A 16,969-nucleotide genomic window follows, 5' to 3' on the forward strand; every position below is an offset into this window, starting at 1 on the left:
GTAGAAGATTTAAAAGATTTAGAATTATGTTATGCACCACCATTTGCAACAGCAAAGGATGTTGTTAATTATGCTGGTTATGTTGGATCAAACCTTTTAAATAGCGACTTTAAACAAGTTAATGTTGATTTAGTCAGGGGCCTTGTAGAACACAATGCATATATAGTAGACGTGAGAGAAAGAGGAGAATTTTCAAATGGTCATATTAAAAATGCTGTGAATATTCCATTAAGTGAATTAAGACAAAGAACAAACGAAATACCAAAGGATAAACCGGTATATTTACATTGTAGAACTGGTCAAAGAAGCTACAATGCGACTTTAGCACTACAAAATTTAGGATTCAATAATGTTTATAATATAACAGGAAGCTTTTTGGCATTATCATTTTATGAATACTTTAATGATAAAACAAAGAATAGAGAAAGTATTGTTACTAAATATAATTTTAGATAAATTTTAATTCTCATCTCTATTGTAAAGAAAATTTGAAATATAGATAACCTAGTCTGCGTAAACTTCATGATAATATAATAAATTATCAAATGAAGTTTACACAGACTATGCTTTTATATTGAGATGAATGGATTGGAGCTATGTTAATACTTTGGATACCTAAATTCAAACTTTTTTAGGCTGTTGCTCTTTATAAAAAGAATACTGGTTCCTTTCGATCTTTATAGAGGTTGTTTAGTCGTATTGCAGCGTCTTTGACTAGACTGGTTTTAACCATTCTGGCGTTTTGTGGACAGTTCTTGATGCATGCACAACAAGTAATGCATTTTTCATTATCAATCAAATTGCAATTTTCTGAATCGATAGCACCAACAGGACACTCTTTTGCACAAATTCCACATTGCGTACAATCATTACTAACTGCTATGAAATCAACATTCCATAACTTTGTAATTCCTCCATAGGGATAGTTCCCAGGTACATTTATATCAGAAATTTGATCGACCAATGAAATAGATAGTAGCTTATCATATATTTTACGACCAAATAATTCTGCTTTATTTAAATCACTTGCATCAGGACGGGCCTCGGCGATTGGTGTTTCGGAACTAGAAAAGGAGTGTTCTCCAATAAATGCTGCACCAGCTATTGGTTTACATCCGCATTTTATTAAAATATCTTTAAGCTCAAGTAGTGCATCGTCATAAACACGATTACCGTAAACGACGATACATACAGCAGGCGTGTTACGAGCTTTAATTGAATACAGCCATTCATTTAAGAGTTCGGGCACTCTTCCCATATAAACTGGTACTGCAACAACAAGTAATTCATTTTCAGATGTTTGTATTTGTTGCTTTCTCGCATCTGGTTTGGTAATATCAATCAACTCCGTAGTACCTTGATTAATTCCATATGCAATACCTTGGATAATCTTTTTTGTTGTTCCAGTAGGTGAAAAACAAACTAGTTTCAATGATTGTAGTTTCATAAATATCCTCCTTTGAATCTGCAGAATTTCTACAGCTAAGTAAAAAATCTTGTTTATTCTGGCAAGTTTTTCTAGAAGTATAATAATACAGGTTTTATAATATTAATAGGAGTGAAATTATACTAGTATAAATTATAATAGACAGGATTGATGATGAATTTGAATAATGAGGAATATCGATATAAAGAGCTAGCCGATTTTTTAAAAACTCGAAGAAAAAAGGTCTTGCCATCGCAAGTAGGACTTTCATTAGGAACTCGTCGGCGTACTCAAGGATTAAGAAGAGAGGAAGTATGCCAATTAGCTGGTATTGGATTAACGTGGTATACATGGCTTGAACAAGGAAGAACTATTCAAGTTTCAACTCAAGTAATAGAAAGTTTATCTAGAGTTTTATTACTTAATAAACAAGAACGCATTCATCTTTATTCTTTGGCAAACCTTCCGATTCCAGTAGATATACCGGCATATCAAGAAACAGTAAGTCCAATACTTCAACATGTTCTGGATAATTTAGTATTCTCTCCATCTCTAATAATGGATCAGAGATGGAATGTTATTGCTTGGAACAAAGCAGCATGTTCAATACTTGGTAATTTTAATGAAATGAATGATCGTGAACGAAATATAGTTTGGGCGATGTTTACCGATAACAAATATAAACAGTTATATGTTCACTGGGATCTACATGCCAAAGGTTTACTGGGTAGATTTCGTTCAACATGTGGGCAGTATATTAATGATTCTTGGCTTGCCCAGTTTATTGATGATATTAAAATGGAAAGTATAGAATTTAATTTATGGTGGCCGTTACATGAAGTCCAAAGTGATAATGAAGTTTATAAGCAATTGAACCATCCTATTGCGGGAACCTTAAATTTTGAAGTCAGTAAATATAATGTTTTTGATAATTCTGGCTTAACATTGATTATACATACCCCTATAGCAGGAACTGATACTGAAACAAAAATGAAATCATTGTTGAATGAGTAAAATTTTGAGGTTTACATAAAAGTCTAAGTCTCGATAGGCTATAGAGGAATATAGAATAATACGGGAGTATTGCCACTGATTAAAATTTAATCATTTGGCGGTACTCCCAAAATGGTAATTTACATATAAAATAAAATATATGTTCCTGCCTCACCTGCATTCCTTTCAATATTAACTAATTAATAGCTTTTTATTTTGCACGTTACACTCTTAAGTTAATATTTTTTTTGATGTTAATGAAGGAATATCTAAAGAATCATTCCAAAAGTTTTTCGTGTGATAAAGTCACAGACAATATTAACTATATTAATTAAACTTAAATTAAGATATATTGCAATTCTGGAAACGAGATTAATGAATAATCTTAGGGATATTTAAAAGAATAGCAATTTTATTATTTTAGGATACTTATTAGTAAATTTAAAAGGAGAGATTCTTATGAATAAAAAGATTATTATTGTTGGTGGAGTTGCAGGTGGCGCATCCACAGCAGCTAGACTTAGAAGATTAGATGAAAATGCTGAAATAATTATGGTGGAAAAAGGTGAATACATATCTTTTGCTAATTGTGGACTTCCATATTATATAGGAGAAACTATTGATGAAAGAGGAAAATTAATAGTTCAAACAGTAGAAGAGATGAGTAGCAAGTTTAATTTAGATATAAGAAATTTAAATGAAGTTATGAGCATAGATAAAGAAAATAAGAAAGTTAAAATAAAAAATCACAAAACAGATGAGGAATATGAAGAAACCTATGATGTTTTAGTTTTATCTCCAGGCGCAGCTCCACTTAAACCACAGATACCAGGAATAAACGAATGTGATAATTTATTTACTTTAAGAAATATACCAGATACAGATAAAATTAAATATTATGTAGATAACTATAAACCTAAACATGCAACTGTAATAGGAGGAGGATTTATAGGCCTCGAAATGGCTGAAAATCTTCATGCCAGAGGAATAAATATTACACTTGTAGAAGCAAGTGAGCAAGTAATGGCTCCTCTTGATATAGAAATGGCAAGTATAATTCATGAACATCTAATAGATAAAAATGTAGAATTAATATTAAAAGATGGAGTAGCAGCATTTGATAATAAGGGTAAAAAGATAATACTAAGTAGCGGAAAAGAAATCACAACAGATATGATAATATTATCAATTGGTGTTAAACCAGAAACAACAATTGCAAGAGAAGCTAATCTTAACCTAAATGAAAGAGGCGCTATTGTAGTTGATAAATTTATGAAAACTTCTGACCCAAGCATTTATGCATTGGGAGACGCAGTTGAAATTATGGATTTTGTAAATAAAAAGCCAACAATGATTCCGCTTGCTTGGCCTGCTAATAGACAAGGAAGAATAGTAGCAGATAATATATGTGGAAAGAATACTGAATACAAAGGAACTCTTGGATCATCTGTTGCGAAGGTATTTGATTATACAGTAGCAACAACAGGTAATAACGAAAAGACACTAAAGAGATTAGAGATAAAATACGAAGCGATTCATATTCATCCAGGTTCTCATGCAGGATATTATCCGGGTTCTTTCCCTATAGCTTTTAAGATGCTATTTGATCCAAAGTCAGGAAAAATCTTTGGGGCTCAAGGTGTGGGACTTGATGGAGTTGAAAAAAGAATAGATGTGCTTGCTACTGCTATAAAAGGGAATTTAACTGTTTTTGACTTACAAGATGTAGAACCTTGTTATGCACCTCCATATAACTCAGCAAAAGATCCTGTTAATATGCTTGGATACTATGCGTCAAATATTATTGAAGGATTTACTAAAACAATTCAATGGAACGAAATAGATAAATTAGACAAAGAAAAATCATTGATAATTGATGTTAGAGAAGAGTTTGAATTAGTTACAGGTAGTCTTGATAATTCAATTCATATTCCACTTGGACAATTAAGAGAAAGATTAAATGAAATTCCTAAGGATAAAAACATATACGTAACTTGTCAAGTTGGACTTAGAGGATATGTTGCCAGCAGAATACTAGAACAAAATGGATTACAATGCATAAATATAGATGGTGGTGTAAAGACATATTTATATGCAAAAAGAGCAGAGGAAAGCATTAGAAACCAATATAAGAATAATGAAGAAATAAAAGATGAGGTGGCTGTAATGAAGTTAGAAGATTTAGATATAACGGAAATAAATGCAAACATTACTTTAAATGCATGTGGACTCCAATGCCCAGGTCCTATAAAGCGAGTATTTGAAGAAATTAAGAAGATGGAAAATGGCAATATATTAGAAGTTAAAGCAAGTGATCCTGGATTTACAAAAGACATAAAATCATGGTGTGATTCAACAGGAAATACTTTATTAAAATCAGAATTTAATAATAAAGAAAAAGCATTTATAGCATATATTCAAAAGGGTTCAGCATCAACTTCAAGAGAAAATACTGTTTCACCAAATGTCGTAGAAAAGAATGGAGCAACATTAGTTGTATTTAGTGGAGATTTAGATAAGGCAATAGCTTCGTTTATAATAGCTACTGGAGCTGCATCTATGGGGAAAGAAGTTACTATGTTCTTTACATTCTGGGGGCTTAACATATTAAAGCGTGCAGATAAGCCTAGTGTTTCTAAGGATATTATGGAAAAAATGTTTGACGTTATGTTACCAGCTCATCCAGGGAAATTACCATTATCACAAATGAACATGATGGGAATGGGTCCTGCAATGATAAAACAAATAATGAAAAAACATAATGTTGATGATTTAGAAACTCTTATTAAAAATGCAATAGATATGGGTGTTAAAGTAGTTGCATGTTCAATGAGCATGGACTTAATGGGAATAAAAAAAGAAGAATTTATTGATGGAGTTGAAATAGGCGGAGTTGCTTCTTATTTAGGATCAACAGAAGGTTCTGGATTAAACTTATTTATTTAAAGGATATATATATGTATAGTGAATTTGTATGTTTAGCAGGTAGTTTAACTAAAGTTAAATTACCTGCTTTTTACGATATTAAATAATCGGGTATATGAATAGCCTTATATGGATTTTTTGAAAATCTAATGTTAAAATTTAATATATTGAATAAAAGGAGGGCAACAAATGATTTTTTTTGGACATTTAGGGCTAACAACTGAAGCAATAAAGGCATATGAAATAATTTCTTATAAAGATAAAAATAAAAAGTTAAGTGATGAAGTTTTAATTGATTATAGAATTGTTTTGATTGGTTCAATACTACCTGATATTATAGATAAACCAATTGGTGCGGGTTTATTTCGTAGTATATTTCATAATAGCCGCATTTTTGGGCATACGTTATTATTTTCTTTTTTATTAATAGTGATTGGGTTATATGTGCTAAATAAACGTGGCAAGAATAATATTTTATTATTAGGAATTTGTAGTTCTATTCATTTAGTATTAGATAGCATGTGGTTATATCCCAATATATTATTATGGCCATACTTGGGATGGACGTTTCCTGTAAGGCCAGAAGGTAATTGGGTGAGTAGTGATATTGTTAGACTTATAACAGACCCTACTTATTATTTACCTGAATTAATAGGTTTTGCTATTATTGCATATTATTTTAGAAGGCTTATTATAAATAAAGAGATAAAGTATTTTACAAGTAAAGGAAAATTATAGATAAACTTATTATAAAGTTTTATTTACTCATACGATATCTTTTGTTATTCTACAGCCAATATCAATAGGTTTTGCATAATATAGAGAAGTTGTTACGATAGCGCTTGCTCCTGTTTTTGCATATTCTTCAATATTGTTTTCATTAATACCTCCAGAAGCTAAAATAACAATTGAAGGATTAATGTTTCTAAGAGTATCTACATATGATTTTAAATCATTATATGAAACTTTATCAAACTGAATACCATCAATACCGTTACTGCAAAGCTTTATAGCATCATCTATATTTTCTACTTCGGCTATTACCTTTTTCTCGCAGGCTTTAGATTTTACATTATCTATTATTTTTATAAGCTCATTAATTCCTCCTAAAAAGTTTAGGTGTTGCTTAAAAATTAGTATAGTTTCAGATAACCCTAATCTGTGAGGAAAACCTCCCCCTGCAATAATTGCTTTAATTGCCAACTCCTTTGTTCCTGGAACGACTTTACGGGTTGTAATAATATGTAGATTTGGATTTATTTTAGATACTATATCAACTAGTTTTTTTGTTTTTGTAGCGATTCCAGAACTATAATCAAGAATGTTTTGTGAGACTTTCCATGCCATATGTAGATCTTCAGCATTACCTTTTCCTTCAAGGAAAATTTCACCTTTTTTCATTAAAGTCCCTGATGATTGAGTTTTGATTAACTCTATATTTAACTTGTTAAATATTTTCACAACTTCTTCAGTGCCACAAAGAACAGCATCTTCTCTAGTGAAAAATTGAATTTTACCTTTTTGGCCACTAATTCCTAAAGCTAAAGTTGTTAGATCTATATAAGGTACATCCTCTTTTATAAATCTGTCTATAAGTTCATCAGAAATATACATCTATAAACCCTCCTTTAAATTTATATTCTAATATAAAAATGAGTTTTATTTACAATTAATAATAAGTTGATTGCTGTAGTAAGTCAATATATTTTTCTGGCATTTGACAATAAAATATATTGAAATGATTAGCAGAATGATTTATAATATAACAAAACATGGTATAACACGACGTTGTGAAAATAAAAAGTTGTGTTATGCCATGTTTTATTGTTTTACGCTATAAATGAGTAGGGGGAGTATAAATGAAATTTAAAAAAATTATATGGATAGGGGCAATTAATCTAATAATGATAGCACTAATTACAGGGTGCAGCGGAATACAAAAATCAGCGCAAGTAAGTTCAAATAGCTCTAAAAATGAGATATCCCAAACTGATTCATCTGAAAAGAAAAGATTTGAAGGGAAATCATTACTTGTATATTGTGCAGCTGGGATAAATAATCCAATGGAAGCCATTGGAGAAGAATTTAAAGAAAAATATGGTGCTGATGTTCAATTTACATATGCAAATTCTACCGAACTTATTAGTCAAATGGAAATTTCTAAAAAAGGTGATCTTTGCATTTTAGCATCAGTGGAAGATTATCAATCTGCAAAGGATAAGAATTTAATAAAAGATAAAAAAGAATTAGCTAAACATATACCAGCTATTGCTGTTCCTAAGGGAAATCCAGCTAATATTAAGTCTCTAAAAGATTTTGGAAATCCAGGTGTTAAAGTTATTTTGGGTGACCCACAAGTCACACCATTAGGCAAACTAGCGAATAAATTATTCGAAAAACAAGGAATATTAGATGCTGCAAAAAATAATATAGTATCTACTTTTAGTACTGTGAATGAAGTTGTCACTTTCCTTTCTCAAGGTAAAGGAGATTGTTCAATTGTATGGGAAGATAACATTTTAAATTCATCTAAGGATTTAGACTTAATAAGCATTCCAGAGAATGAAAATATGATTAAAACTATTCCTGTATGTACACTGCAAAGTTCAAGTGAAAATGAGTTGGCGCAGGAGTTTATGAATTTTACAGAATCTGATGAGTCAAAGGAAATCTTGAAAAAATTTAATTTAAAACCAATACAATAAAGGTAGCGATATATGTTTAAAGAAAAGTATAAAGACATTCTTTTTAAAACAATTATAAGTATATTCGTAATTATACTTACAGGATTTATATTACTTACTATATGCTCAGTATTAAAAAGAAGTTTTCCTTATCTTTTAGAAAGCCTTATGGATGCTGAAATTCAATTTTCAATAAAAATGACTTTATATACATCAACAATAGCAACTTTGATTTCATTAATATTTGCAATTCCTATAGCCTATGGACTAGCAAAATTCAAATTTTATGGGAAAGGAGTAATTAGTGGAATAATTCAAATTCCAAATTCGATTCCGCCAATTGCATCAGGAATTGCACTATTATTGCTATTTAGTAATGATGGAATTAGCGCCATACTCAATAAATTAAATCTGGATCCAGTATTTTCAATCAAGGGAATTATATTAGCTCATTTTTTTATTAATGCTCCATATATGATTAGGATTATAAGAACAACTTTTGAGGATATAAATCCTAAGCTTGAATTTATATCAAGAACTCTGGGTTACGGAAGTTTTGGAACATTCTTTAAAGTTAGTATTCCTTTAGCTAAAAATGGGTTGATTACAGCTATAATTATAACTTGGACAAATACTCTTGGAGAATTTGGAACTGCTTTAATGCTTGCAGGATCCATAAGAATGAAAACTGAAACATTACCAGTAGCAATCTTTCTAAATTTATCAGGTGGAAAGTTAGATAAAGCTTTAGCAGCAGCAACAATATTAATAATTATTTCAATTATAGGATTAATTACTTTTGAATTTGTATGTAAAAAAGAGAGACTGTATTCAAAAAAGTAGAAAGAAGTGAATTTATGCTTAAAGTTAATCACATTCATAAGGATTTTGGTGAATTTAAGCTCAAAGATATAGATTTTCGAGTAAATGATGGAGAGTATTTTGTTATATTAGGACCTACAGGAACAGGGAAAACCCTTATTCTTGAATCAATAGCTGGAATGTATAAATTAGATAAAGGTGATATATATATTGATGAGCTCAATATTACAAAAGTATCACCAGAAAACAGAAATATTGGTCTTGTATATCAGAGCTATTTATTGTTTCCTCATTTGTTAGTAAGAGAGAATATTTCTTTTGGACTTAAGGCAAGGAAGGTAAAAAAGAAAGATATTACGATAGCCTTAGATGAAATAACTGAAATGTTAAATATAGGACATTTGCTAAATAGAAAAGTTAATAATTTAAGTGGAGGAGAACAGCAAAGAGTAGCTTTTGCAAGGGCTATTGTAACAAAGCCTAAAATACTTTTATTGGATGAGGTAAGTAGTGCTTTAGACCCGAATACTAAAATGGAATTTCAAGTTAATTTAAAGAAAATACATAAGAAATTGCATACGACAACAATTCATGTTACTCATGATTTTAATGAAGCATTATATTTAGCAGATAGAATAGCAATTATTAATGAAGGAAAAATATGTGAAATAGGAACTCCGGAAGATATATTTAATAATCCTAAAACAGATTTTGCAGCTAAATTTGTTTTAGGAAATAATTCGAAGTGTGGAGATGTATAAAAAGTTTATTTGTAGATGATAAACCAATTAATCTAAATTTAAAATTGTTCCTGTTCTATTTATAAATGTATTTTTACAATTTTCATTAATTGCTTTAACAGCATTTTCACCAGTGCAGTGAGATAATCCTAATAAACCGGGGGTCAAATTGTTTATACATTTAATAGATTTTGCTATTCTATTAGTATCTGCTTCTATAAGATGTGTTCCGCCTATTATTCCAGCTATTTTTTCATTAGTTCTTTCTTTAATAGTTTCTACAATATTTAAAAATCCTGGATGAGCACAACCAAGTAATATAACAATTCCATTTTTAGTTTTGACGCCTAGAGATATTTCATCATTAAAAGTATCAACTTCATATTTATCACCAATTTTAAGCTGCATATCTTTGTTTAGCTTTTCAAATTCATAGTATTTATTAAAGTTAGAAAATACAAGGATTTCATCACTTATTTTTAATACATCATCATGCACAAAATTTATGGGAACATTTTTGCTTTGAAGGTATTTCTTATTAAAATCTATACCAACATATTTATAGCCGCTCTCCTTTGAAAAATCAGATTTAAGTTTGCCATCTGAATAATGATACCTTTCACTTTTTTCAAAAAAATGTTCACTTACTATAATTGTAGGAGTTATATTGTAAGTATCTAATAATTTTTTTACACCACCACAATGATCATAATGAGCATGACTCAATATTAAAACATCGACATCTTTAAGATTGATATTTAATTTTTCAGCATTATCGATAAAATCACCTGTTTTTCCTGTATCAAAAAGAACTTTACATTTGCTTGTTTCAATAAACATAGATAATCCGTGTTCATATTTTAATAATTTACTATCATCTTGAGAGTTTTCTATTAATGTTGTTAGTCTCATTTTAACACTCCATTCTTATTAAAGTCATATATGATTTTAATTTGAAAAATTAGGCAAAAGCATATTTAGATTATATCAGTTTGTCGTAATAATTAATAGCATTTGACAGTAACAAATTATGAGAGTAATATAATAATTGTCAAATGCCACTAATTTTGTGGTGATGGTTAAATTATGATAGCATTGCTATAACTTCGGGATTAGAAAATTCAATAAAGACTAATCCGAAGAAATTACAATTGAATAGAGAAATTTATAATTAGATTGGAGGAATAGCAGGAGTTATGAAAATATCAATACTTAGTGGCAAAGGTGGAGTCGGAAAAACTACTATAGCATCTTCTTTAGTTGAACTAGATAATGGTATAACTTTAGGTACAGAAATTGGTGTAGTAAAAGATCTTCCGGGAAAATTAATAAATCATTTAAGAGAAAATGGAAGAGAATTCAATTCTGATGAACAATTAATTATAAGTGATGAATCAACAGGAAGTGAATCAGCAATAATATCATCTATTATAGGAAGCGATGTTGTTTTAGTTGTTGCAGAACCTACAAAATCTGGTTTTGAACATTTAATGAGAGTAGTAGCTTTATGTGAACAATTTGGGGTATTTACAATGGTTTGTATTAATAAATTTGACATAAATGAAGAGATGAGTAATAAAATAGAGGAATTCGTTAAAAATGAAGGCTTAGTTTTAGTAGGCAAAATTCAACATAATGATGTTATTGAAGCTATAGATGATTTAAAACCAATTAAAGATTATGAAAATAGTAAAGCATTCAGTTCTATTAAAGATATGTGGCAGAACATAAGAAATTACATTTGTTAAGTTTAAGAATAAATTCTTTTAAACCATTAGATTTGGGGTGGAAAACTTTATTTTGAGTATTTCCACCTTTTTGAGATATCAAGAATAAGTAAATATATGGCTTAAAATAAAGTGAAATTAAGCTAGAACATATATAGTTGTGAAATCATACAAAACATTAGTTTTGTTAATAATATTTAAAAATAACACTATGGGCCAAGTTAAATTAATTAAAGTAAAATAAGGAGAATATAAATGAATAATATAAGGGAACGAGCTATGGATTTATTTAAACAAGGATATAATTGTTCTCAATCTGTGTTTGGTGCTCTTTGTGAAGAATGCAATATAGATTTTGAAACAGCACTTAAATTATCGTCTTCCTTTGGAGGAGGAATGGGTAGGTTACGTGAGGTTTGTGGAGCAGTAAGCGGTATGTTTATGGTAGCTGGTATGAAATATGGTTATAGTGATCCGAAGGATAGCTTATCTAAAGCTAAACATTATAAGAAAATTCAGGAGTTGGCTGAACAATTTGAGGAAAAGAATGGTTCAATAGTTTGTAGAGAGCTCTTAGGATTATCAAATAAAAAGGATAATTATATCCCAGAAGAAAGGACAACTGAATATTATAAGAAACGTCCATGTTCAGAAATTGTTGGTGACGCGGCTGAAATTATATATGAATTTATAAAATTAAATAAATGATGTTAAGATGAAATTTTAGACTATAAGATGTAGAAAATATATAGTGTTTTTTTGCTAGCAATATGTGGTTTTGTTACTGGACATACAAATTTGAAGCATTTTATTTAATCTAGTATAATTAAATATATAAATATTTATAACAGATTTAAGTATTATGTTAATATTGAATATATAGTAATCCAAGGAGGATAAAAAAGTGGCAAGACCAACTAAGTTTAGAAGAGTGGAATTTTTCCCAGAAGATGATTTTTTTGTACCATGTGGAAAACCAAAATGTCAAATAGAAGAAATAGTTTTAAAAGTAGAAGAACTTGAAGCAATGAGGCTTAAAGATATAGAAGAGCTAAATCAAGAGGAATGTGCTGAAAAAATGCAAGTATCCAGGCAAACTTTTCAAAATATAATAGACAGTGCAAGAAAAAAAGTAGCCACAGCATTAACAGAAGGCAAGGCAATAAGAATAAGTGGTGGTCACTATACTACGAAGCTTTGCAAATTTAAATGTGCAGAATGTGGAACAATTTATGAAATAAACTATGATCAAGATAGAGTTGTTTGTCCAAACTGTGGTTCAGATAAAGTTATGTGCAGTAAAAAAGCAGGATTTTGCAGAAATTGGTGTAAAGGTAATAATACAGAACAAAATATTTAATAGATTTAGCTAGAAAAAGTATTTCTAGCTTTTTTCTTTTTTGCCATTGTGATGAAGTATTTACCAGATTCAGATAGAGAAGTTGTAATATTTGAGCTTATATTAATCATAATTTTTTATTCAAAAATATACTAGCATATTATATCTATAAGGAAAAATTATTTATTTTTATATATTAATAAGAATATGTTATAGTATATTATAGAGGTGAAAATATGTTAGATTTTAGAATAGATACCTTTTTAACTGTATGTGAATATATGAATTTCACAAAAGCATCAGAAGTACTTTGTATTACACAACCTGCCGTATCACAACATATTAAATATTTAGAAAAAACTTATGAAATTAAGCTGTTTGAATACGAAGGGAAAAAAATAAGGCTCACAAAAGCAGGGGAGATCTTGTATCAAACTGCTATAACAATGAAACATGATGAAAAATTCTTAAAAGAAAAAATTTTTGAAGAAAAATCAGGAGTAAGGAATCTTAAATTTGGTGCAACCCTTACAATTGGGGAATTTATATTGCCTTTAAAACTTCACAACTATTTGAATAAAAATAGTAATATAAATATTACGATGATTGCAGGAAATACTAAGGAACTTCTTAATAAATTAGAACATGGTGAAATTGATTTTGCATTAGTAGAAGGATATTTTATTAAAAGCGAATATGATTATGTTGTATACTCAAAGGAAAACTATATTTGTGTAGCAGGAAAAGATTATAAATTTCAAAAGCAGCCTAAAGTATTAGAAGACCTACTTGGAGAAAGCTTGATTGTAAGAGAAAAGGGATCTGGAACAAGGGATATTTTTGAAAAAAATTTAGAAGAACAAAACTTGACTATAAAAGATTTTAATAAAGTTATAGAAATAGGAAATATTAATACAATAAAGTATTTAGTTAAAAATAGCAATGGAATTACAGCCATATATGAAGCGGCAGTAAAAGAAGAATTAGAAAATGGTAGTTTACAAAAAGTTGAAATTGAGGATTTGCAGAAAAAACATTGTTTTTATTTTATATGGAGGAAGAATAGTGCTTTTGAAGCTTTGTATAAAGAAATATTTAAGGATCTTCAATAATTAATACATAAAAAAGTTGTTCATAGTAATTCAAAAAATTACTATGAACAACTTTTTAATTGAGTTTATTCGTTATGGCATTCATGTTCATGACAGACGTCAGCAGAATCTACAAGAGAACCTTCAAGCCATTTTAAAGCTACAGTTTTGATATCTCCAGAGCAGCCGCGTAAAACATCTATACCAGCATTATTTAACACTCTTACAGCACCTTCACCCATATTTCCAGCAAGCAGAACTTTAACTCCCATGCCAGAAAGAGTAGTTGCAATATTTGATTTGCAGCCACAGCCAGCTGGTGATGAAATAGTTTCGGAATCTGTTATTTCTTTAGATTGTGTATTAACTGTAAAGATTGTGTAATATTCACAATGTCCAAAGTGATCATCGATATTATTGTTACGTGATGGTAATGCTATTTTCATAATATAAACCTCCAACAAAATATTAAAGGAGCATATATAACAAAAAGGTTATTGGCATATGCCCTTTATATATTATAATAAACTTATAAGTGGCATATGTCAATAATGTTAACAATAAAGATTGTAATACGATATCTCATATAAATTTTAGTATAAGCATAAACATCAAACACCATATTGAATCATTAGATATATTTATGGTTATATTATAAATTCTTATTTTACTTACCAATAATCCAATATTATACTTTAAGATATTAAAACTAATTAATTAGAATAAATTACATATTTGAGGGAGATGCATATCGTTTATGGTTAATGCTAAGAGACAAAAGGAAATGAAAGTTTTAGGATTTCTATTGCAAAATGATAAAGAACATTATTCAGTCAGGTTCTTAAGCAAAGCAGGAAATTATACAGTGGAAGAATTAAGAATGATTAATAAGATTGCAGAAAAATATGGACGAGGCTATGTTGGCCTCACTACTAGACTTCAAATTGAAGTACCATGGGTTAAAGATGAAGATGCAGATAAAGTAATCGATGAAGCTAAAAAATTAGGGTTACGTCATGGCGGGACAGGCCAAAAAGTAAGACCATTAGTTGCATGTAAAGGAACTGTGTGTCTTCACGGAAACATTGACACGCAAGGCATCTGTAGAGAATTGGAAGACAAATATTTTGGGACAGATACTCCTCATAAATGCAAAATAGGAATAGTTGGCTGTGCCAATAATTGTGCAAAAGCTAATATAAATGATATAGGAGTTATGGGAAGAACAATACCAGAATTTAATTTAGATAATTGCGTTGGATGTGGTCTTTGTGTACAGAGCTGCAGGCAAAAAGCCTTAGAAATAGTAGATAAGAAGATAGTTTATAATAATGGACTATGTGTTAGCTGTGGTGAATGTGTGAGAGTATGCAAAACTAATGCTGCTATTGTTAAAGAAAAAGGTGCTGAAATATTTGTTGGTGGAAGATTTGGAAGAGGTATAAGAATTGGAGATTCGCTAGGAAGAATATTTGATGAAGAAAAGATAATACCTACTATTGATAAAATAATGAAGTATTACAGGGAAGTTGGCCAAAAAGGAGAAAGAATTTCTACAGTTATGGACAGAATCGGTAAGAAAAAGTTTATATCTAATATATTAAGTGAGATTGAGTAATCTTTTAACATAAATTTAAGTACTTATATCTATTCATCTAGGCGTTAGTATTTGTGCTTAGATGGATGTTTTTATATATAAAATACTAAGAGATAATTCCAATTTAATATGTGATTTAATCACATGAAAAATATGTGAATTAGTTATAATGTATGATTGAAGAAGTATAGTACAAATTGCTAAAGAGTTTTGAAGTAATAATAATTATAATATGAATGTCTTATGTGATAAGGACAGCACTGTTGCAATGAATTATGATATTGAATCTATACAGAGAACTTTGTTTATAGGTAAAAATGGATATATTGTTGGAGATCATATGGAGGAAATAACCAAAGTCGAATTGGATAAAGAAATTAAATCTTTATTAAGTGATTAAGTTACAGATATAAAACAAGAACAAAACTATAATAAAGATATAGAAAGTTTGAAGATTATAATATTTAAATTGGAGGAATTAAGTATGGCAAAAATTATAAATAGTAATGAATTTATAGAAAATGTTGAAAATGCCGAGGGGGTAGTAGTTGTTGATTTTTTTGCAACTTGGTGTGGTCCATGTAAGATGTTAGGTCCAGTATTTGAAGGTGTTAGCAATGAAATGGGAGATAAAGCTAAGTTTTTTAAGTTAGATGTTGATGAAGGTGGGCAAATAGCTCAAAAATATGGAATATCTGCAGTTCCAACAATGATCATATTTAAAGATGGAACTCCAGTAGAAAATTTAGCTGGTTTTATGCCTAAGGATAATATAATAAATAAGGTAAGTGCTCATTTATAAAATGGCATAATGCAGTGTTAAACTTCACATTGTTAAGAAAAAATAAATCTAACATGTGGAGTTTAAATTATTTATATTAAAGGAGGTAATTATTGTTTTGGAATACAAAGTTATATTTCATATAGATGAACTTAATAAATGGAATTTAGTACTAAAGAATGTGAGTAATTTATTAGATGTCATAGGTAATAGTAAATTTTATATTGAAGTGCTAGGAAATGCAGAAGCAGTGAGAGCGTATAAAACTTCTAGTGAAGAAATTAGCTTAAATATTGAAAATTCTCTGAAAGAGTTGAATGCTAAAGGAATTAAGTTCGTAGCATGTAATAATGCACTAAAAGCTTTTGAATTGAAAAAGGAAGATATAAATTCTTTTATAGATATTGTTCCTGCTGGTGTTCTGGAATTAGTAGAAAAACAAATGGAAGGTTATAGTTATATAAAGCCTTAAGCGATTGATAGCTATTAATATGCGAACAATATATAGATTATAGATTAAATTACTTAAAAGTAAGAAATACCAAATGAAAGCGGATTTTTTATATGTGTTATTGAGTAGAAGATCGGCTTGTGCAAGGATTGAATAATTGCTAATGTAATAAAGAAGAATTGTTTAATAATGGAACTACAATAGTGATTTATAAGTATGATATAATACACTTGGCTAAATTGCACAAAATACTAGCCAATAGGGGTAGACTGGATAGAAATATTTAGCCTGCCTTTATTAATTTCTAAAAAAACTGAGTATTGAATTGAAATATATCTATAGATTTGAAGTTTACGACGCATACTAATGTGGATATTCATATAAGTAATGAAT

The 16,969-nt window shown here is 29.3% G+C and carries 19 protein-coding genes; 15 read left to right on the forward strand and 4 right to left on the reverse strand.

Annotated features, from left to right (window positions below; genetic code table 11):
* The coding region (locus COL3_RS19815; RefSeq protein WP_278286694.1) for a rhodanese-like domain-containing protein at positions 1-456 on the forward strand (456 nt) is incomplete at its 5' end.
* Positions 457-646: 190 nt separating this feature from the next.
* Here the strand turns inward: COL3_RS19815 and COL3_RS19820 are convergent.
* Positions 647-1,447 (reverse strand): EFR1 family ferrodoxin, encoded by an 801-nt coding sequence (locus COL3_RS19820; RefSeq protein ID WP_008425913.1) that lies wholly within the window; start codon positions 1,445-1,447, stop codon positions 647-649.
* Positions 1,448-1,597: 150 nt separating this feature from the next.
* Here COL3_RS19820 and COL3_RS19825 point away from each other — a divergent pair, with 150 nt between their 5' ends.
* From COL3_RS19825 to COL3_RS19835, 3 genes are all read left to right on the forward strand, one after another.
* Positions 1,598-2,440 carry a helix-turn-helix transcriptional regulator gene (locus COL3_RS19825; RefSeq protein ID WP_242982158.1) on the forward strand — a complete coding sequence of 281 codons (843 nt, stop codon included), beginning with the start codon at positions 1,598-1,600 and terminating at the stop codon, positions 2,438-2,440.
* A gap of 438 nt (positions 2,441-2,878) precedes the next feature.
* Positions 2,879-5,365: a CoA-disulfide reductase gene (locus COL3_RS19830; RefSeq protein WP_008425916.1), complete on the forward strand. Its 2,487-nt coding sequence runs from the start codon at positions 2,879-2,881 to the stop codon at positions 5,363-5,365.
* A gap of 168 nt (positions 5,366-5,533) precedes the next feature.
* A complete protein-coding gene (locus tag COL3_RS19835; protein WP_008425917.1) occupies positions 5,534-6,082 on the forward strand; it encodes a metal-dependent hydrolase in 549 nt (182 codons plus the stop codon).
* A 27-nt stretch (positions 6,083-6,109) separates the two neighbouring features.
* Here the strand turns inward: COL3_RS19835 and modD are convergent, their stop codons facing one another.
* Positions 6,110-6,958, reverse strand: coding sequence for a ModD protein (modD, locus tag COL3_RS19840; RefSeq protein ID WP_008425918.1), 849 nt, complete (start codon positions 6,956-6,958; stop codon positions 6,110-6,112).
* A gap of 245 nt (positions 6,959-7,203) precedes the next feature.
* Here modD and modA point away from each other — a divergent pair, with 245 nt between their 5' ends.
* The 3 genes from modA to COL3_RS19855 are packed head-to-tail and all read left to right on the forward strand — an operon-like array spanning position 7,204 to position 9,611.
* Positions 7,204-8,049 carry a molybdate ABC transporter substrate-binding protein gene (gene modA, locus COL3_RS19845; protein WP_008425919.1) on the forward strand — a complete coding sequence of 282 codons (846 nt, stop codon included), beginning with the start codon at positions 7,204-7,206 and terminating at the stop codon, positions 8,047-8,049.
* Between the two features lie 12 nt (positions 8,050-8,061).
* Entirely contained in the window at positions 8,062-8,871 is an 810-nt protein-coding gene (locus COL3_RS19850) for an ABC transporter permease subunit (protein WP_008425920.1), read from the forward strand.
* A gap of 14 nt (positions 8,872-8,885) precedes the next feature.
* A complete protein-coding gene (locus COL3_RS19855; RefSeq protein ID WP_008425921.1) occupies positions 8,886-9,611 on the forward strand; it encodes an ATP-binding cassette domain-containing protein in 726 nt (241 codons plus the stop codon).
* Positions 9,612-9,638: 27 nt separating this feature from the next.
* Here COL3_RS19855 and COL3_RS19860 read toward each other — a convergent pair whose 3' ends face one another.
* Positions 9,639-10,502, reverse strand: coding sequence for an MBL fold metallo-hydrolase (locus COL3_RS19860; protein ID WP_008425922.1), 864 nt, complete (start codon positions 10,500-10,502; stop codon positions 9,639-9,641).
* A 284-nt stretch (positions 10,503-10,786) separates the two neighbouring features.
* On the opposite strand from COL3_RS19860, the gene COL3_RS19865 reads away from it, so the two are divergent.
* The 4 genes from COL3_RS19865 (at position 10,787) to COL3_RS19880 (ending at position 13,768) form a co-directional block, all read left to right on the forward strand.
* The gene (locus COL3_RS19865; RefSeq protein WP_008425923.1) at positions 10,787-11,338 is read left to right on the forward strand and encodes a CobQ/CobB/MinD/ParA nucleotide binding domain-containing protein; all 552 of its coding nucleotides are present in this window, start codon (positions 10,787-10,789) and stop codon (positions 11,336-11,338) included.
* Between the two features lie 234 nt (positions 11,339-11,572).
* Positions 11,573-12,025 carry a C-GCAxxG-C-C family protein gene (locus COL3_RS19870; protein WP_008425925.1) on the forward strand — a complete coding sequence of 151 codons (453 nt, stop codon included), beginning with the start codon at positions 11,573-11,575 and terminating at the stop codon, positions 12,023-12,025.
* 196 nt (positions 12,026-12,221) lie between these two features.
* A complete protein-coding gene (locus tag COL3_RS19875) occupies positions 12,222-12,677 on the forward strand; it encodes a DUF134 domain-containing protein (RefSeq protein WP_008425926.1) in 456 nt (151 codons plus the stop codon).
* Between the two features lie 215 nt (positions 12,678-12,892).
* Positions 12,893-13,768 (forward strand): LysR family transcriptional regulator, encoded by an 876-nt coding sequence (locus COL3_RS19880; protein WP_008425927.1) that lies wholly within the window; start codon positions 12,893-12,895, stop codon positions 13,766-13,768.
* A 65-nt stretch (positions 13,769-13,833) separates the two neighbouring features.
* Here the strand turns inward: COL3_RS19880 and COL3_RS19885 are convergent, their stop codons facing one another.
* Positions 13,834-14,193 carry a NifB/NifX family molybdenum-iron cluster-binding protein gene (locus COL3_RS19885; RefSeq protein WP_008425928.1) on the reverse strand — a complete coding sequence of 120 codons (360 nt, stop codon included), beginning with the start codon at positions 14,191-14,193 and terminating at the stop codon, positions 13,834-13,836.
* Positions 14,194-14,504: 311 nt separating this feature from the next.
* Here COL3_RS19885 and COL3_RS19890 point away from each other — a divergent pair, with 311 nt between their 5' ends.
* From COL3_RS19890 to COL3_RS19900, 4 genes are all read left to right on the forward strand, one after another.
* Complete coding sequence (locus tag COL3_RS19890) at positions 14,505-15,365, forward strand: 4Fe-4S binding protein (RefSeq protein ID WP_008425929.1); 861 nt, start codon at positions 14,505-14,507, stop codon at positions 15,363-15,365.
* Between the two features lie 211 nt (positions 15,366-15,576).
* The gene (locus tag COL3_RS28915; RefSeq protein WP_008425930.1) at positions 15,577-15,744 is read left to right on the forward strand and encodes a hypothetical protein; all 168 of its coding nucleotides are present in this window, start codon (positions 15,577-15,579) and stop codon (positions 15,742-15,744) included.
* Between the two features lie 84 nt (positions 15,745-15,828).
* On the forward strand, positions 15,829-16,146 hold the full coding sequence (gene trxA, locus COL3_RS19895) for a thioredoxin (protein ID WP_008425931.1): 318 nt from the start codon (positions 15,829-15,831) through the stop codon (positions 16,144-16,146).
* Between the two features lie 97 nt (positions 16,147-16,243).
* Positions 16,244-16,597, forward strand: coding sequence for a DsrE family protein (locus COL3_RS19900; RefSeq protein WP_008425932.1), 354 nt, complete (start codon positions 16,244-16,246; stop codon positions 16,595-16,597).
* Positions 16,598-16,969 lie beyond the last annotated feature (372 nt).

Source organism: Clostridium sp. LS, assembly GCF_002760435.1.
Taxonomy (GTDB): Bacteria; Bacillota; Clostridia; order Clostridiales; family Clostridiaceae; genus Clostridium.

Excerpts from the sequence above, each read along its gene's own strand:
- COL3_RS19820 (WP_008425913.1), bottom strand. The coding sequence starts at position 1,447 with ATGAAACTACAATCATTGAAACTAGTTTGTTTTTCACCTACTGGAACA.
- COL3_RS19825 (WP_242982158.1), top strand. The coding sequence starts at position 1,598 with ATGATGAATTTGAATAATGAGGAATATCGATATAAAGAGCTAGCCGAT.
- COL3_RS19830 (WP_008425916.1), top strand. The coding sequence starts at position 2,879 with ATGAATAAAAAGATTATTATTGTTGGTGGAGTTGCAGGTGGCGCATCC.
- COL3_RS19835 (WP_008425917.1), top strand. The coding sequence starts at position 5,534 with ATGATTTTTTTTGGACATTTAGGGCTAACAACTGAAGCAATAAAGGCA.
- modD (WP_008425918.1), bottom strand. The coding sequence starts at position 6,958 with ATGTATATTTCTGATGAACTTATAGACAGATTTATAAAAGAGGATGTA.
- modA (WP_008425919.1), top strand. The coding sequence starts at position 7,204 with ATGAAATTTAAAAAAATTATATGGATAGGGGCAATTAATCTAATAATG.
- COL3_RS19850 (WP_008425920.1), top strand. The coding sequence starts at position 8,062 with ATGTTTAAAGAAAAGTATAAAGACATTCTTTTTAAAACAATTATAAGT.
- COL3_RS19855 (WP_008425921.1), top strand. The coding sequence starts at position 8,886 with ATGCTTAAAGTTAATCACATTCATAAGGATTTTGGTGAATTTAAGCTC.
- COL3_RS19860 (WP_008425922.1), bottom strand. The coding sequence starts at position 10,502 with ATGAGACTAACAACATTAATAGAAAACTCTCAAGATGATAGTAAATTA.
- COL3_RS19865 (WP_008425923.1), top strand. The coding sequence starts at position 10,787 with ATGAAAATATCAATACTTAGTGGCAAAGGTGGAGTCGGAAAAACTACT.
- COL3_RS19870 (WP_008425925.1), top strand. The coding sequence starts at position 11,573 with ATGAATAATATAAGGGAACGAGCTATGGATTTATTTAAACAAGGATAT.
- COL3_RS19880 (WP_008425927.1), top strand. The coding sequence starts at position 12,893 with ATGTTAGATTTTAGAATAGATACCTTTTTAACTGTATGTGAATATATG.
- COL3_RS19885 (WP_008425928.1), bottom strand. The coding sequence starts at position 14,193 with ATGAAAATAGCATTACCATCACGTAACAATAATATCGATGATCACTTT.
- COL3_RS19890 (WP_008425929.1), top strand. The coding sequence starts at position 14,505 with ATGGTTAATGCTAAGAGACAAAAGGAAATGAAAGTTTTAGGATTTCTA.
- COL3_RS28915 (WP_008425930.1), top strand. The coding sequence starts at position 15,577 with ATGAATGTCTTATGTGATAAGGACAGCACTGTTGCAATGAATTATGAT.
- trxA (WP_008425931.1), top strand. The coding sequence starts at position 15,829 with ATGGCAAAAATTATAAATAGTAATGAATTTATAGAAAATGTTGAAAAT.